Origin of the sequence: Microbacterium sp. NPDC057944 (assembly GCF_042887445.1) — a bacterium.
In the GTDB taxonomy this organism is placed as follows: domain Bacteria; phylum Actinomycetota; class Actinomycetes; order Actinomycetales; family Microbacteriaceae; genus Microbacterium; species Microbacterium natoriense.
On sequence record NZ_JBHVPJ010000001.1, the window covers coordinates 1,740,637 to 1,755,496 of the forward strand.

The 14,860-nt window shown below is 70.5% G+C and carries 13 protein-coding genes; 6 read left to right on the forward strand and 7 right to left on the reverse strand.

From position 1 onward, the window contains the following. Positions 1 to 4 precede the first annotated feature (4 nt). The 5 genes from ACFVRO_RS07835 to ACFVRO_RS07855 all read right to left on the reverse strand — a co-directional run bounded on the left by ACFVRO_RS07835 (position 5) and on the right by ACFVRO_RS07855 (position 4,875). Positions 5 to 1,099 carry a FecCD family ABC transporter permease gene (locus tag ACFVRO_RS07835; protein WP_386951101.1) on the reverse strand — a complete coding sequence of 365 codons (1,095 nt, stop codon included), beginning with the start codon at positions 1,097 to 1,099 and terminating at the stop codon, positions 5 to 7. Next, positions 1,096 to 2,169 carry a FecCD family ABC transporter permease gene (locus ACFVRO_RS07840; RefSeq protein ID WP_386951103.1) on the reverse strand — a complete coding sequence of 358 codons (1,074 nt, stop codon included), beginning with the start codon at positions 2,167 to 2,169 and terminating at the stop codon, positions 1,096 to 1,098. The genes ACFVRO_RS07835 and ACFVRO_RS07840 overlap by 4 nt, the downstream gene beginning before the upstream one ends. Positions 2,170 to 2,177: 8 nt before the next feature. Then, positions 2,178 to 3,245: an ABC transporter substrate-binding protein gene (locus ACFVRO_RS07845; RefSeq protein WP_386951105.1), complete on the reverse strand. Its 1,068-nt coding sequence runs from the start codon at positions 3,243 to 3,245 to the stop codon at positions 2,178 to 2,180. 167 nt (positions 3,246 to 3,412) lie between these two features. Then, positions 3,413 to 4,255 carry an AraC family transcriptional regulator gene (locus ACFVRO_RS07850; RefSeq protein WP_105677320.1) on the reverse strand — a complete coding sequence of 281 codons (843 nt, stop codon included), beginning with the start codon at positions 4,253 to 4,255 and terminating at the stop codon, positions 3,413 to 3,415. After that, positions 4,252 to 4,875 carry a TetR/AcrR family transcriptional regulator gene (locus ACFVRO_RS07855; protein ID WP_386951108.1) on the reverse strand — a complete coding sequence of 208 codons (624 nt, stop codon included), beginning with the start codon at positions 4,873 to 4,875 and terminating at the stop codon, positions 4,252 to 4,254. The genes ACFVRO_RS07850 and ACFVRO_RS07855 overlap by 4 nt, the downstream gene beginning before the upstream one ends. Positions 4,876 to 4,946: 71 nt before the next feature. Here ACFVRO_RS07855 and ACFVRO_RS07860 point away from each other — a divergent pair, with 71 nt between their 5' ends. Beyond that, positions 4,947 to 6,290, forward strand: a complete 1,344-nt coding sequence (locus ACFVRO_RS07860) for an MFS transporter (RefSeq protein WP_386951111.1) — start codon at positions 4,947 to 4,949, stop codon at positions 6,288 to 6,290. 156 nt (positions 6,291 to 6,446) lie between these two features. Beyond that, the gene (gene arfB / locus ACFVRO_RS07865) at positions 6,447 to 6,887 is read left to right on the forward strand and encodes an alternative ribosome rescue aminoacyl-tRNA hydrolase ArfB (protein WP_105677308.1); all 441 of its coding nucleotides are present in this window, start codon (positions 6,447 to 6,449) and stop codon (positions 6,885 to 6,887) included. A gap of 72 nt (positions 6,888 to 6,959) precedes the next feature. Here the strand turns inward: arfB and ACFVRO_RS07870 are convergent, their stop codons facing one another. Further along, positions 6,960 to 9,035 carry a bifunctional lysylphosphatidylglycerol flippase/synthetase MprF gene (locus ACFVRO_RS07870; protein WP_386951112.1) on the reverse strand — a complete coding sequence of 692 codons (2,076 nt, stop codon included), beginning with the start codon at positions 9,033 to 9,035 and terminating at the stop codon, positions 6,960 to 6,962. Between the two features lie 67 nt (positions 9,036 to 9,102). Between ACFVRO_RS07870 and ACFVRO_RS07875 the strand changes: the two genes are divergently transcribed. Then, positions 9,103 to 10,170: a PQQ-dependent sugar dehydrogenase gene (locus ACFVRO_RS07875; RefSeq protein WP_386951115.1), complete on the forward strand. Its 1,068-nt coding sequence runs from the start codon at positions 9,103 to 9,105 to the stop codon at positions 10,168 to 10,170. A gap of 4 nt (positions 10,171 to 10,174) precedes the next feature. Here ACFVRO_RS07875 and ACFVRO_RS07880 read toward each other — a convergent pair whose 3' ends face one another. Next, the gene (locus ACFVRO_RS07880; RefSeq protein ID WP_386951118.1) at positions 10,175 to 11,281 is read right to left on the reverse strand and encodes an LLM class flavin-dependent oxidoreductase; all 1,107 of its coding nucleotides are present in this window, start codon (positions 11,279 to 11,281) and stop codon (positions 10,175 to 10,177) included. A 226-nt stretch (positions 11,282 to 11,507) separates the two neighbouring features. On the opposite strand from ACFVRO_RS07880, the gene ACFVRO_RS07885 reads away from it, so the two are divergent. From ACFVRO_RS07885 to ACFVRO_RS07895, 3 genes are all read left to right on the forward strand, one after another. Further along, positions 11,508 to 12,830 (forward strand): M20/M25/M40 family metallo-hydrolase, encoded by a 1,323-nt coding sequence (locus tag ACFVRO_RS07885; RefSeq protein ID WP_386951121.1) that lies wholly within the window; start codon positions 11,508 to 11,510, stop codon positions 12,828 to 12,830. Between the two features lie 173 nt (positions 12,831 to 13,003). After that, entirely contained in the window at positions 13,004 to 14,047 is a 1,044-nt protein-coding gene (locus ACFVRO_RS07890; protein ID WP_386951123.1) for an amino acid ABC transporter permease, read from the forward strand. Beyond that, the gene (locus ACFVRO_RS07895) at positions 14,044 to 14,835 is read left to right on the forward strand and encodes an amino acid ABC transporter ATP-binding protein (protein WP_223585958.1); all 792 of its coding nucleotides are present in this window, start codon (positions 14,044 to 14,046) and stop codon (positions 14,833 to 14,835) included. The genes ACFVRO_RS07890 and ACFVRO_RS07895 overlap by 4 nt, the downstream gene beginning before the upstream one ends. Positions 14,836 to 14,860: the final 25 nt, after the last annotated feature.

Sequence of the window (14,860 nt, forward strand, 5' to 3'; positions counted from 1 at the left end):
CCTTTCAGGTGCGGCGCGCGTACTGGACGGCCAGCAGCCAGGCGAGATAGAGTCCGCCGATCGACACCGTCACGACGCCGACGGGGACGGCGACGAGCTGGGCGACCGCGTCGGAGACCACGACGAGAGCGGCGCCGGTGAGCATCACGGGCGCGGCGCCCATCGGGGTGTTCGAGCGGGTGAGGCGCTGCGAGATCTGCGGAGCCGCGAGCGCGATGAACGAGATGGGACCCGCGGCCGCGGTGACCAGCGCGACGAGGGCGATGCCGAACACCATCGCTGCGAGCCGGGTGCGACCAGGGCTGATGCCCAGCGCGGTGGCCGCGTCGTCGCCCATCTCGAGCACCGGCAGCGTGCGGTTCAGCGGCAGCGACAGCAGGGTGACGATCGCGAACACGATCGCGGCGGGGATCAGCTGGTCGAACCCGAGCGAGGCGAGCGAGCCGGCCCCCCAGGTCGCGGCCATCATGGCCTTCTCGACGCTGACCGAGATCAGGATCCAGGAGGTGAGCGAGCCGAGCCCGGCCGAGACGCCGATGCCGACGATGATCAGGCGGAACGACGACAGGGTGTTCTTGTTCGCCAGCACGTACACGAGCAGCGCGGTGATCAGGCCGCCGACGAGCGCGCCCACCGCCTTGAACATGTAGGTGTTGAGCTCCAGCACCACCATCATGAGCGTCACGCCGAACTGCGCGCCGATGCCGAAGCCGATGATGTCGGGGGAGCCGAGCGGGTTGCGGGTGAGCGACTGGAAGATGCCGCCGGCGAGGGCGAGAGCCGCACCGCAGAGCACGGCGAACAGCACGCGCGGCAGCCGCCACTCGAAGACGACCTGGCGGATGTCGGGGTCGGAGGACGGGTCGACGATGGCGCGGATGACCGAGCCGAAGTCCACCTCGTAGGCGCCGATCGTCATGGATGCGAGGCCCGCGGCGATGATCACGGCGGCCAGCACCGCGCAGACCACGATCGAGCGCACCGGGATGAGCGTCGCGATGCGCGCGGTCTCGATCCGGATCTGCCGGCGTCCGTGGTCGACGGGGGTGAACTCCGTGCTGTCCTGTGCGGCGGCGGTGGGCCGCTGGTCGATGCTCACAGTCCGCTCACCCGCTTGCGGCGCACGAGCGCGATCAGGAGCGGGGCGCCCAGCAGCGCGGTGACGATCCCGACGCGGAGCTCGCCACTGGGGAGCACGATGCGGCCGAGGATGTCGGCGAACAGCAGGAAGGACGGGCCGATGATCATCGAGTACGTCAGCACCCAGCGCTGATCGGGGCCCGTGAACCAGCGGACGATGTGGGGGATCATCAGCCCGACGAAGGCGATGGGGCCGGCGGCGGCGACGCTCGTGCCGGCCAGCAGGGTGACGGCGACGATCACCAGCACGCGGGTGACCTGCACGCGGGCGCCGAGCGCCTGGGCCAGGTCATCGCCGAGCGCCAGGGCGTTCAGGGAACGGGCGCAGAGCAGCCCGATCAGGAGACCCGCGACGATGAGGGGCGTCGCCCAGGCGAGCTGGTCGATGGTGCGTCCGCCGATCGAGCCGACACCCCAGAAGCGCATGACCTGGAGAGTGCCCAGATCGCGCAGCACGATCGCGGTCGTGAGGCCCGTGAACGCCGCGCCGAGCGCGACCCCGGCGAGCGTCAGCTTCATGGGCGTCGCGCCGGAGGCCCCGAAAGAGCCCAGCGCGTACACGAGGATGGTGAGCACGAAGGCGCCGGCCAACGCGAAGGGCACATAGGCGCCGGGGGCGGTCAGTCCCAGCACGCCGACCGCGAAGGTGACGGCGAAGGACGCGCCCGCGTTCACGCCCAGGATGCCGGGGTCGGCCAGGGGGTTGCGGGTGAAGGCCTGGATGAGCCCGCCGCACACGGCCAGGGCGGCGCCGACGACGATGCCCAGCAGCGTGCGGGGGACCCGCAGCTCCCTGACCATGAGGTGCAGCGCGTCGGCGTCGTCGTAGGCGAACAGGGCGTGCAGAACGGTGAGGGGGTCGATCGCTCGGTTGCCGACCGCGAGCGACGCGATGGCGGCGATCACCAGCACCACCGCCGAGACGATCAGCCCCAGCACGAGCGTCGCGGTGCGGTGCGGGGAGCCGTCTGCACGGCCCCCCGCACCTGAGTTCGAGACGTCCGTGCCGTCTTCCGTCGCCAGGGACATCTCGCGCGTCACTCTCCTGCGATGGTCGGCTCGCCCTGCAGCGCGGCTGCGAGGTCGTCGACGTACTTCGGGAGGATGTACTTCAGCGACAGCACGGTCGGCGCGCTGATCGCGGAGGCCTCCGCGGCATCCGCGTAGATCACGTAGGAGCCGTTCGCGATGGGGTTCCAGCGCGAGACGACCTTGTTCTCGACCGTGTACTCGCCCTCGGCCGCGCTGCCGCCCCACGCGGCGAACAGGTCGGCCTGCACGTCGTAGAGCTTCTCCAGGCTGACGCCGGTGTACCAGTTGTCGCCCTCGGCGCTCGCGAGGAAGCTGTCCATGGCCGAGGTGGAGGTGAAGCCGAGCGCCTCGGTGATGCGCACGCGGGGGTCGTACTCCAGGTAGACGCCGAGGTCGGTGCCGCCCTCGTTCAGCGTCAGGCCCCAGACGAAGGTCTTGTCTTCGAACTCGGGGTGCTCGCCGGCGAGGGTGCTGATCTGCTCCTCGGTCTCGGCGATCAGCTCCTCGGCCTTGGCGTCCTCCGACAGCGCCTTGCCGACGGTGCGGGTCATGCCCTCCCAGGTGCCGGGGTTCCAGGGGCCTTCGATGTAGGGCACGGTGGGCGCGATCTCGCTCAGCCGCTCGTACTCGATGTCGCTCACGCCCGAGTACAGGCTGAGGATCAGGTCGGGCTTGAGGGCCTTGATCGCCTCGTAGTTGGGGCCGTCCTCCGTGAACGGGATGATCTCGGGGGTCTCGCCGTACTCCTCGGTGACGAACTCCTCGAACCAGGGCTGGTAGCCGCTCTCGCCGGCGCCCCACACCTCTTCGATGCCGACCGGGTTGGTGCCGAGTGCGGCGACGATGTCGGGGGTCATCCAGCCGAGGGCGACCACGCGCTGGGGCTTCTCAGGGATCACGGTCTTGCCGTGTCCGTGCTCGATGACCACGCCGTCGGTGGACGTCGACGACGAGGCGGACTCCGCGCCTTCTCCGGTGGTCGAGCACCCGGCCAGGGTGAGGGCGGCGGCGATGGCCGCGGCGACGAGCGCGGAGCCTCGCCGGATCTTCGGGCGCGCGAGAGCGTGCGACATGGTTCTCCTTCAGAGAGATGGGGAGGGGAGCGCCGCGTCAACGCGGCAAGAAGTTAGGTAAGCATGCCCTAACAGAACGATGCTAGAACGCCGAGAACGCGGCCAGTGTCGATCGATGGACGACTTGTATCGCTATACGGACAGAACGCGTCGGATGGGCGCGAGGGTCAGCGCCAGTAGAGGTGGTGCGCCGAGTCGGCCTGCACGCGGGCGACGTGCTGACGCGGGGTGAGTCCGAACCGCTCCTTGAAGCTCGCGGAGAAGGCGCTCGTCGTGGCATAGCCGCACCGGTGGGCCGCGGCGCCGATGGGGGTGCCGTCGACGATCAGGCGGGCGCCGAGGGTCATCCGCACGCCGGTGCGCCATCGGCCGAACGTCATGCCGACGTCGTTCTGGAAGATGCGCAGGACCGTGCGCTCGTGCAGGCCGTGCGCGAGGAACAGCTCACCCGCGCTGCGCGGGTCGCCCGGGTCGTCCAGCACCGCCTGCACCAGGGCGCGCACGCGCTCGTCGGCGGGCAGCGGGACCTCGCCCCAGCCGTCGAGCGCCTCAGGCGCCGGCTGCTGCAGCATCTCGATGAGCGTGCCCTGGATGCGCACGCGCAGATCGGTGGGCATGTCGTTGATGCCGAGGTGCAGCAGCATCTCCTGGACGGCGCGCGGCACGAGCACCCGGGTGACGTCGTCGATCGGCGCGATCGCGGATGTCGCGGGCAGGTACGTGTAGCACCCGACGGAGTCCCGCTCGTGGTGCGCCGTGTGCGGCGTCCGCGCGGGGATCCACACGCCTTGACCAGGGGCGAGGCGCCACATCGCGTCCTGCAGATGCACCCACACGGTGCCGCGGTAGCACCACGCGAGCATCGCGTCGGCGTGGGAGTGGGGAGGGGAGAGCGGGCGGGTGCCGGTGTCCTCTCCGGTGACGACCCCCGTCCCCATCAGGTACGGCGCGACAACGGTCGACGGCAGCTCAGGGCTCGCCTCCCAGTCGTCCCGCCGATAGGAGTTCATCGTGCGTCGGTGCGCGCGCTCGCCAACCGCGCCTCGACCGGCGACCATCCGCTCTCCAGGATCGCGAACCCGGCGTCGAGCGTGCCGAGCTGATCGTCGGCGTCGTTGACGAGCAGCAGCATCTGCAGGACGAAGCGGGAGTAGACCCTGATCTCGGCGGTCGGCGCGTCGAGTCCGAGCTCGTCGGCGATCGCGTCGGACAGGGCGTCCTCGTGGCGGAGCCACATCCGAGCCGCGTACTCGCGAAGCACTGGCGTCTCGTTCAGGAACGCCATGAAGATCCGGGTGACGTCGTCGCCGTGCTCATCGACGTTGGTGCGGACATCGGTGGAGTAGAAGTCGTGGAGCGCCCGGTTGATCGAGATGTCGTCTGCGCGTCCGCGCACGGCGCCGACGAGCCGGTCGCGCTGCTCGTCGTCTTCGTCGAAGACCAGCGCCTCCTTCTGCGGGAAGTGCGCGAAGACGGTGGTGGGGGAGACATCGGCGGCGTCGGCGATCTCGCGGATGCTGACGTTGTCGAAGCCGCGATCGAGGAACATCTTCGTCGCGACGTCGGAGATGTTCTTGCGGGTCGCCGCCTTCTTCCGCTCGCGTCGACCCATCGGCTCGGTGCTCGTCATGCCGACCACTCTATCGCGGACCGGATTCATAAGTGGCTTGACATCGAAACTGGTATCGATACACTTTCGGAATGACTTCACTCAATTCGACCGGTCGCGTCGGCAACCGCGCCTGGGTCATGCTCGTCGTCCTGACGATGCTGACCGTCATCGGGATGACCGTCGTCCTCCCCGTCCTGCCCTTCGTGGTGCTGGAGTACGTCTCGAACGAGAAGGACCTCGCGATCTGGGTCGGCGTCCTCGAGGCGATCAACGGACTCTGCGCCTTCCTCGTCGCCCCCTTCCTCGGGCGCCTCTCCGACCGCTTCGGCCGACGCCCCGTGATCATCGCGGCCGCGTTCGGCGCCGCCTTCTCGATGACCCTGTTCGGCATCGGCGGAGCGATCTGGGTGCTCGTGCTCGCCCGCGTCATCCAGGGGCTGACCGCCGGCGACATGCCCGCACTCTTCGCCTACCTCGCCGACATCACGCCGCCCGAGAAACGCGCCCAGCGCTTCGGCCTGCTGGGCGCCCTCTCCGGCATCGGCATGATGATCGGGCCGGCCATCGGCGGCCTCCTCGCCGCGATCGACCTGCGCCTCCCCGTCTTCCTCACCGCGGCGGTCGCCCTCACCATCGCGATCCTCAGCATCTTCCTGCTCCCCGAGAGCCTCAAGCCGGAGAACCGGATCTCCGCGATCTCCGCCAAGGACGTCCAGCCGTTCGCGGTGTTCAAGGACGCGTTCGGCCGCAAGGAGCTCCGCGGACTCATGATCGGCTTCGGCATCCTCGCCCTGCCGTTCGGGTTCTTCGTCAACAACTTCAGCGTGCTCGCGCTCGACTCGATCCAGTGGGGTCCAACCCAGATCGGTCTGCTGACGGCCGCGGTCGGCATCATCGACATCCTCATCCAGGGCGTGCTGCTCGGCATCCTGCTGCCGCGGATGGGCGAGCGCGGGGTGATCGTCAGCGGCATCGTGGCGCAGGCGATCGGTCTCGCCGCCCTCGCGATCGTGGCCTCCGTGTTCGCGCAGCCGTGGGTGTTCATCGTCGGAGCGCTCCTCCTCGCCGCCGGTCAGGGCGCATCGCAGGCCGCGATGGACGGCGCGATGTCGAACGCCGTGGGCGACGACGAGCAGGGCTGGCTGGGCGGGGCGACGCAATCGCTGAACGCCGCGATGAGCACGGTCGCGCCCCTCATCGCCGCCGCCCTCTACGCCGGTGTCAGCCACGCGGCCCCGTACTGGCTGGGCGTCGTGCTCATGATCGTCGCCGCGATCGTCCTGGGGCGCGCCCACATCGCGAACACCGCGAAGACGCCCCCGAAGGGCGCCGCCGCGGCCGGGGCCGGGGCCTCCGGGGCAGGGACGCCCGCGGCCGGGGATCCCGTCGCCGCTCCGGCCGGGGCGGACGAGGCCGTCGACGCCGCGGTCTGATCTCGCTGCAGGAGCTCCGCGGGCCGGGGCGACCGGTTCACAACTCCTCAAGAATCGGCGTCAGACGGGGTGATCCGGCCGGAGTCCGGCCGGATCACCCCGTTCGTGAGGAGTTGTGAACCGCGAGCTGGACACGGGGCGCGAGATGATGGATGCATGCCCTCTCCCCATCGCCCCGGACTGCGGGTCACCGCGGGCGTCACGATCCCCGAGTCCGAGCTGTCGTGGCGGTTCTCGCGGTCGTCGGGACCCGGCGGCCAGGGAGTGAACACCGCCGACTCCCGCGTGGAGCTGGTGTGGGATGCCGCGGCTTCCGCTGCGCTGTCGCCGGTCCAGCGGGAACGCGTGCTCGACCGGCTCAGCGGGCGGCTGGTCGGAGGGGTGCTGACGATCGCGGCATCCGAGCACCGCGCCCAGCTGCGCAACCGGGATGCCGCGCGCGAGCGTCTCGCGTCGGTCGTCGCCGAGGCCCTGCGCCCGCCCGCCCCGCCGCGCCGACCCACGAAGCCGAGTCGCGGCGCGAAGGAGCGCCGGCTGAAGGAGAAGCAGCGCCGCACCGACGTGAAGCAGCTCCGCAAGCCTCCGCGCGACGGCTGAGGCCTCGGTCGGCCCGCCCGGCCCCCGCACCCCAAGCAGCTGCGTCGGCCGCCTCGCGACGGCTGAGCGCGTTCAGTCGCGGGGCCCGCGCACGAGCTCCAGACCGGCTCCGGCGAACTGCCGCAGGGTCGCGTCGGGCAGGAACGCCCTCGTCAGCGCTCCGCCGATCGCGGCGAGGTCGCTCTCGTCGCGGAACAGCAGGTACATCGTCTCGTAGCGCGGGTGGAACTTCTGCTTGAAGCGGTGCAGCGACCCGAAGCCGTAGACCGGCTCGAGCGCCTCGGCGAGGCGGTCGCTCAGCGCCGCGATCATGCCGGCGTCCGGCGGGTAGTCGTGGGCGAGCGGGGCCCCGGAGAGCGACATGATCTCGCAGCCCTCCTCGGAGAACTGCTTCGCGGACGAGCCGATCAGGTACTCCATGACGGGGCCGAATCCACCCTCCCTGCGCCGCATGAGATCGAGCGTCCACCCGCGCACGACGCCGCCCTCGCCGTAGATCGGCAGCCAGGACAGGAAGCCGTCGACGTCTCCGTTCGGCGCGACGGCGAGCGCGAGCCGCACCTCGTGCGCCTCCGCCTCGTCCAGGGTGCCGAGGGTGAAGCGCATCTCGGGGAGGTCCTTGTCGCCGACCCATGCCTCGGAGATCGCGCGGAGCTGCTGCTGCACGCCCCACGGCTCCGACTTCAGGTGCGTGAGACGGAAGGTCATCTCCTCGCGACCGGCCTTGTTGAGGGAGGTGCGCACGGAGTTCCAGCGCTTGCCGGTGAACGACAGGCCGGGCAGGTCGACGATCGTGTCGTCGGCGACGACCAGACTGCGCCAGGTGTCGGGCACGGCGGCGCGGGTCGCGTCGTCGGCGCTGAAGAAGCACGGCACGAGCCCCGCGTTCTCGGCGGTGTGGATGAACTCCTCCACCGCCGCGGCGCGCGTCTCACCGGGGCCGATCGGATCGGCGAGGGCCAGGGCCACTCCGCCCCGTCGTTGATAGGCGACGATGCCGCCGGTCGTTCCGGCGTAGCTGTTGCCCTCCCACGTCGTCATCCAGGAGAGGGTGCCGCCGCCGTGAGCGCGCAGGGTCCGCAGCAGGTCGGCGAGGGTCGGGGCGGGCTGGATGCCGAGCTTCGAAGACCTCTTGGCGCGGAACGCGCGCCGCACCACGATCAGGTAGATCAGCACGAGCAGCCAGAGGAACGCGCTCGCGAGAGACAGCTCGGTCTCGCCGTAGATGACGGACTCCAGCTCCGCGGCGCTGGTGAGGATGATGAGCGTCAGGACGAGGACCCCACCCAGCACGTTGAGCGCACCGAGGATGATCGCGAGCACCCAGCTCCAGCGGCGACCCCGGCGGAGACCCCGCACGATGAGGAGGACGACCGCGACATCGATCGCCACGTCGACGACACCGCCGGATACCGGTTCGGTCGGGCCGAACGGTCCGTCGGTGGGGAGGAGGATCGTGATGATCTCGGCCGCGGTGAGCGCGATCACGGCGATCACCGCGATCAGGCGCTGCTCCCGCACGGTCGTCCTGCGGACCCGCAGCGAACGGTCCGTGACGAGGATCAGCAGCACGGCGAGCAGGTGCTCCAGATCGTCGACTGCGCCCCAGAACAGCATCATGACGAAGACGAAGCCCAGGAGCACGAGCCAGCCGCGCACGCGCCACGGCGCCCGGAACAGGCCCACGGCCGCGGCGATGCAGGCCATCGTGCCGCCGGACGCCCCGACATCGAGCGACTGGGCCTGCGTCTGCGCCCAGGCCCAGGGGACCTGCGACAGGAGCAGCAGCGTGAGGGCCGTGGCGAGGACGGCGAAGAGCTGGCCGACCCAGAAGTAGGCGAGGGCCACGCGCGACCCTCGACGGAACTCGAGGTAGCCCATGCCCCAGAAGCTGGCGATCGTGATCGCATACACCCACGGCTGGCCGATGAAGAACGTTCCGGTGACCGGCGTCCACCACCTGCCGTCGGAGAGGTTCGGCAGCCCGTAGGCGACGGCCTCGAAGAGATCGGCATCCTCGAACGGCATCCACAGCCCCCGGGATGCGACGCCGACGAGGAGGATCAGCCCCACCATGGTCAGGGTGGCGGGGATCCTCCGCAGTGCGGAGACCGCCTGGCTCGGTGTGATGCGTCGCGACCGGGTCATGTGCTCAGCGTAACGATGCGGGCGGCGGGGCTTCCCTCGGCGCGGCGCGGGGCGTTGGATGGGACGCATGGTCGGGACGCGAGGACAGAGAACGGCGACGCTGCGGCGCACGGTCGCGTGCTGCGCGACGGCATCCGTCTTCGCGCTCGCCGCGTGCACGTCGTCGAGCGGGCAGCCTGTCGCATCCGCACCGGCTCCGATCGTGTTCGCCGACGGCCTCGATGCGCCCTGGTCGATGGTCCTCCACGGCGATGCGCTCCTGATCAGCGAGCGCGACAGCGGCCGGGTGCTGGAGTTCGACGAGAGCGGAGCCCGGCACGAGGTCGGAGTCATCGACGGCGTCGTCGTCGGCGGGGAGGGCGGGCTCCTCGGGCTCGCGGTGCGCGACGGGGAGCTGTACGCCTATCTCACCGCCGACGACGGGAACCGGGTCGAACGCCGGACGCTCCTCGGCGAGCCCGGCGCCCTCTCGCTCGGCCCTCCGGTGACGGTGATCGACGGCATCCCCTCCGCGTCGAACCACAACGGCGGGCGCCTCGCCTTCGGGCCGGACGGGATGCTCTACGTCACCACGGGCGATGCGGGAGACCGCGACAGCGCGCAGGACCTCGACGCCCTCTCCGGCAAGATCCTCCGACTCACGCCCGAGGGAGGCATTCCCGACGACAACCCGTTCTCCGGGTCGCCGGTGTACAGCTACGGCCATCGCAACCCGCAGGGCATCGGGTGGGATGCCGACGGCACGATGTACGCGACCGAGTTCGGGCAGGACACCTGGGACGAGCTCAACGTCATCGAGGCAGGGGGGAACTACGGCTGGCCGGAGGTCGAGGGCGCGGTCGATGACGCGGACTACATCGACCCCGTGCAGCAGTGGCGTCCGGCGGAGGCGAGCCCCAGCGGCATCGCGGTGACGAACGGCGACATCCTCATCGCGAACCTGCGCGGTGAACGACTGCGCAGCGTGCCGCTCGACGACCTGTCCACGAGCACCGAGAGCGTCGTCGGAGAGTACGGACGGCTCCGCGACGTCATGGTCACGACGGGGGCGATCTGGCTGCTGACGAACAACACCGACGGCCGCGGCGACCCCGCGGAGGGCGACGATCGGGTCATCCTGTTCCCGATGGACTGAGGGCTCAGTCGAGCAGGCCCTTCTCCCTGAGCAGCGGTCGGACCCCTTCGGCGAACCAGTACGCCTCCTCGAGGTGGGGGTAGCCCGACAGCACGAACTCCGTGAAGCCGTGACCGTGGTACTCGGCGACGAGATCAGCGACCTCCTCGTAGCTGCCGACGAGCGCCGTGCCCGCCCCGCCGCGCACCAGCGACACCCCGGCCCAGAGCCCAGGGTGCACCTCCAGGTCGCTGCGGGTGAGTCCGCCGCTGCTGAGCGCGTTCTGACGCTGCTGGCCGACCGACTGCGAGCGGGAGAGCGTGGCTCTCCGCCGCGCCAGGACCTCCGGGTCGAGGCCGTCGATCAGCGAGTCCGCGATCGACCACGCCTCCTCAGAGGTCGGACGGGCGATCACATGCAGGCGGACGCCGTAGTCGAGCCTGCGCCCGAGCGCCGCAGCCCTCGTCTGCACGCGACGGATCTTCTCGGCCGCCTGCGTCGGGGGCTCGCCCCAGGTGAGGAACACGTCGGCGTGCGCCGCGGCGACCTCGATCGCGGCATCCGATGAGCCCCCGAGGTAGATCGGCGGCGCCGGCACGGCCGTCCTGAGCTGCGCATCCTCGATCCGGAAGAACTCGCCGTCGTGGGTGACGTTCTCTCCCGCCCAGAGGCGGCGCAGGATGCCGAGGTACTCGGCTGCCCTGCGGTACCGATCGTCCTTGCCGATGGTGTCGCCGAAGCGGCGCTGCTCGGCGTCCTCGCCGCCGACGACGATGTTGACCCGCAGCTGCCCGCCGCTGATGCTCTGGAACGTCGCGGCGGTCTGCGCCTGCAGCGTCGGGGAGACGAGTCCCGGCCGGACCGCGATGAGGTAGTCGAGTGCGCGGGTGTGCTGGGTGAGAGCCGAGGCGATCGTCCAGCTCTCCTCGTTGCCGCCGCCGGAGGGCACGAGCACCGCCTCGTAGTCCAACTGCTCGGCGGCGCGCGCGATCTGCGCGAGGTAGTCCACGGTGGGCTCCCGCTGAGCCGCCACGCGACCGGCCGGATCGTAGGCGGTCGCGCTGCCGAGGCCGATGTCGGTGCGGGAGTCTCCGGTGAGCGGCAGGAACCAGTCCAGCGAGATCGCGCTCATGCCGACGCGCCTTCCGGACGGGGGAGGATGCCGCGCACGATGCCTCCGTCGTTCACAGATGCCATGCGTCGAGTGTCGCCCGTCCGCCACCTCGCCCGCACGCCGAGCGACGCTGTGAGACGCTCGATGACGTACTGCGTCGGCGTGCGGCATCCGCCCTGTGCGCCGCGGGTAGCGTGAGGCGACGCCGGGCGGGCGCCCGGGTGGACCCCGAGGAGATACGCAGATGACCGCACCCAGCCCGCTTGAGACCGAGGCGCTCGAATTCATCCGCGCGCTCATCCGCATCGACAGCGTCAACACGGGGGATGCCGCGACGATCGGCGACGGCGAGACACGAGCCGCGCTGTTCGTGAAGGAGAGGCTCGAAGAGGTGGGCTATCGGGTCGACCTCGTCGAGCCGCAGCCCGGGCGCGCCAGCGTCGTCGCGCGACTCGAGGGTTCCGACCCCGATGCGGGGGCGCTGGTCGTGCACGCGCACCTCGACGTCGTGCCCGTCGAGGAGGCCGACTGGACCCACCCGCCCTTCGGGGCCGAGATCCACGACGGCATCCTGTACGGCCGCGGAGCGGTGGACATGAAGAACTACGCGGGCACGATCCTCGCGATCGCCCGCGCGTTCCGTCGCGACGGCGTCGTTCCCCGCCGCGACCTCATCTTCGCCTTCTTCGCCGACGAGGAGGCCGGTGGCGTGTGGGGAGCGCGCTGGATCGTCCGACACCGGCCGGAGCTGTTCGCCGGCGCCACCGAGGCGATCAGCGAGGTGGGCGGCTTCTCCGTGCCCCTCGCCGACGATCGCCGCGCGTATCTCGTCGCCACCGCCGAGAAGGGGGTGACCTGGGCGACGCTCACGGCGCGCGGCCACGCGGCCCACGGCTCCCGCCCGACAGCCGACAACGCGGTCGTGCGGCTCGCCCGCGCCGTCGCCGCCGTCGGCGCGCACCGGTTCCCGGTCGTCCGGACGCCCGCCCTCGACCGGTTCCTCCGGGTGTTCGAGGAGCACCGCGGCCTCCGCGTGTCCGGCGCCGACAGCGAGCTCGACGAGCAGCTCGCCGAGCTCGGGTTCGTGTCCTCCCTCGTCGGAGCATCGGCGCGCAACACGGTGTCGCCCACCGTGCTCGCCGCCGGAGGCAAGACGAACGTGATCCCCGCGGAGGCATCAGCGCGCCTCGACATCAGGGTGCTGCCCGGAGCGGATGCCGCGCTGCGCGACGAACTGGCGGCCGTGGTCGGCGAGGGGGTCGACATCTCGTGGGGCCATGCGGTCCCCGCGATCGAGGCGCCGCTGGATGCGCCGCTGATCGACGTCCTGCAGGGGGCGATCGCCGCAGAGGACCCGGGGGCGCTGGTGGTGCCGTACCTCCTCCCGGCGAGCACCGACAACAAGCACCTCGCTCAGCTCGGCATCCGCGGCTACGGCTTCGTGCCGCTGCGCGTGCCCGCCGACTTCGACGTGTTCGGCGAGTTCCACGCGGCCGACGAGCGGATCCCCGTCGACGCGCTGCACTTCTCGACGAGGGTGACGGAGCAGATCCTCCGCAGGGCCTGATCCGCCGCTTCCCGTGTTACCGGCGGAGCCGTCCGGTTACGCGACGAGCCCCTCGGTTACGGCGTGCGTCTGCCGGTTGCGACGTGTGAAACCCGGCTGTGATCAGCGATTGCGATGCCCCTACCTTGGCTTCACGCGGCACACCCGGTGCCGCTCGGAGCACGAGGATCACCATGACTGACACAGCCGCCCCACCCGTCGGCACCGCGGTCGATCTCGAGATCGACCGCCCCCAGGATGCGCGGGAGAAGGTGGATCTCGGCGCCGTCACCGTGGTGCATCCGCGCCACTGGTGGCGATGGACGATCGCCGCGATCATCATCTTCGTCCTGGCCCAGTTCGTCTGGAGCCTCTTCACGAACGACCGCTACATGTGGGACTCGTTCGCCGAGTACTTCTTCTCCGGTCCCGTGCTCATCGGCATCGGCTACACGCTCTCGATCACCGCGGTGTCGGCGGTCGTCGGCTTCGTGCTCGGCACGATCATCGCCCTCGGCCGGCTCTCGACGTCGACCCTGTTGAGCTCCGCGGCGTGGGGGTACATCTGGTTCTTCCGCTCGGTGCCGCTCGTCGTGCAGATCATCGTCTGGTACAACCTGGGCTACCTCTACCCGACCCTCGGGCTCGGCACCCCGTTCACCACCGACTTCTGGATCGTCGAGTTCCCGACCGTGCAGCTCATCAGCGCGTTCGCCGCGGCGATCCTCGGGCTCGGGCTGCATCAGGCCGCGTACTCGGCGGAGATCATCCGGGGCGGCCTCATCTCGGTCGACCAGGGGCAGCAGGAGGCCGCGGCCGCTCTCGGCATCCCGGCCAGCAGACGGCTCTTCCGCATCATCCTCCCGCAGGCGATGCGCTCGATCATCCCCAACGCGACCAACGAGGTGATCGGCCTCGTCAAGGGCGCCTCCGTCGTGTTCGTGATCGCGATCCCCGAGCTCTTCTACGCCGTGCAGGTGATCTACAACCGCAACAGCCGGGTCATCCCGCTCCTGCTCGTCGCCGTGGTCTGGTACACGATCATCACCACGATCCTCAGCATCGCCCAGTTCTACATCGAACGGCACTTCGCCCGCGGCTCCGTGCGCACCCTGCCGCCCACCCCGCTCCAGCGGGCGCGCCGTTGGGCGAGCGCGCAGTGGACGCGGCTGGGGGATGCTCCACCCGAGGCGCCGGTCGCGTCCGCGCTCGCCGCATCCGGAGGGGGCGTCCGATGACCGCCGTCGCCGCGGAGACCGCGACCAGGGGGCTCGTCGAGATCCACAACGTCCACAAGAGCTACGGCGGCGTCGAGGTGCTCTCCGGCATCGACCTGACGGTGCAGCCGGGGGAGGTGGTCGCACTGCTCGGCCCCAGCGGTTCCGGCAAGTCGACGCTGCTGCGCACGATCAACCACCTCGAGAGCGTCGACCGCGGATCGGTCACGGTCGACGGCGAGCTGATCGGCTACGAGCTGCGCGGAGAGAAGCTGCACGAGCTGCGCGAGCGCGAGATCCTGCGGCGCCGCACGCAGGTGGGCATCGTGTTCCAGAACTTCAACCTGTTCCCGCATCTCACCGCGCTCGAGAACGTCACCGAGGCGCCCATCGCGCTGAAGCGGCTGAGCACGGACGATGCGCGGGAGCTGGCGCTGGGCCTGCTCGACCGCGTGGGTCTCGCCGACAAGGCCGACGCGTATCCGCGGCAGCTCTCCGGCGGCCAGCAGCAGCGCGTCGCGATCGCCCGCGCCCTCGCGCTGAAACCGAAGGTGCTCCTGTTCGACGAGCCGACCAGTGCGCTGGATCCCGAGCTCGTCGGGGAGGTGCTCGACGTCATCCGCGACCTCGCGCAGCTCGGCACGACGTTGATCATCGTCACGCACGAGATCGGCTTCGCCCGGGAGGTGGCCGACCGCGTGGTGTTCCTCGACGCCGGCGTCGTGGTCGAGCAGGGGCCTCCGGCCGACGTGCTCAGCAACCCCCAGAACCCCCGCACCAGGGACTTCCTGTCCAAGGTGCTGGGCTGACCTGCACGACCCGAACGCGGCCCGT

Coding starts and splice junctions, on each gene's coding strand:
- ACFVRO_RS07840 (WP_386951103.1), bottom strand. CDS start 2,169: ATGTCCCTGGCGACGGAAGACGGCACGGACGTCTCGAACTCAGGTGCG.
- ACFVRO_RS07845 (WP_386951105.1), bottom strand. CDS start 3,245: ATGTCGCACGCTCTCGCGCGCCCGAAGATCCGGCGAGGCTCCGCGCTC.
- ACFVRO_RS07850 (WP_105677320.1), bottom strand. CDS start 4,255: ATGAACTCCTATCGGCGGGACGACTGGGAGGCGAGCCCTGAGCTGCCG.
- ACFVRO_RS07855 (WP_386951108.1), bottom strand. CDS start 4,875: ATGACGAGCACCGAGCCGATGGGTCGACGCGAGCGGAAGAAGGCGGCG.
- ACFVRO_RS07860 (WP_386951111.1), top strand. CDS start 4,947: ATGACTTCACTCAATTCGACCGGTCGCGTCGGCAACCGCGCCTGGGTC.
- arfB (WP_105677308.1), top strand. CDS start 6,447: ATGCCCTCTCCCCATCGCCCCGGACTGCGGGTCACCGCGGGCGTCACG.
- ACFVRO_RS07870 (WP_386951112.1), bottom strand. CDS start 9,035: ATGACCCGGTCGCGACGCATCACACCGAGCCAGGCGGTCTCCGCACTG.
- ACFVRO_RS07875 (WP_386951115.1), top strand. CDS start 9,103: ATGGTCGGGACGCGAGGACAGAGAACGGCGACGCTGCGGCGCACGGTC.
- ACFVRO_RS07880 (WP_386951118.1), bottom strand. CDS start 11,281: ATGAGCGCGATCTCGCTGGACTGGTTCCTGCCGCTCACCGGAGACTCC.
- ACFVRO_RS07885 (WP_386951121.1), top strand. CDS start 11,508: ATGACCGCACCCAGCCCGCTTGAGACCGAGGCGCTCGAATTCATCCGC.
- ACFVRO_RS07890 (WP_386951123.1), top strand. CDS start 13,004: ATGACTGACACAGCCGCCCCACCCGTCGGCACCGCGGTCGATCTCGAG.
- ACFVRO_RS07895 (WP_223585958.1), top strand. CDS start 14,044: ATGACCGCCGTCGCCGCGGAGACCGCGACCAGGGGGCTCGTCGAGATC.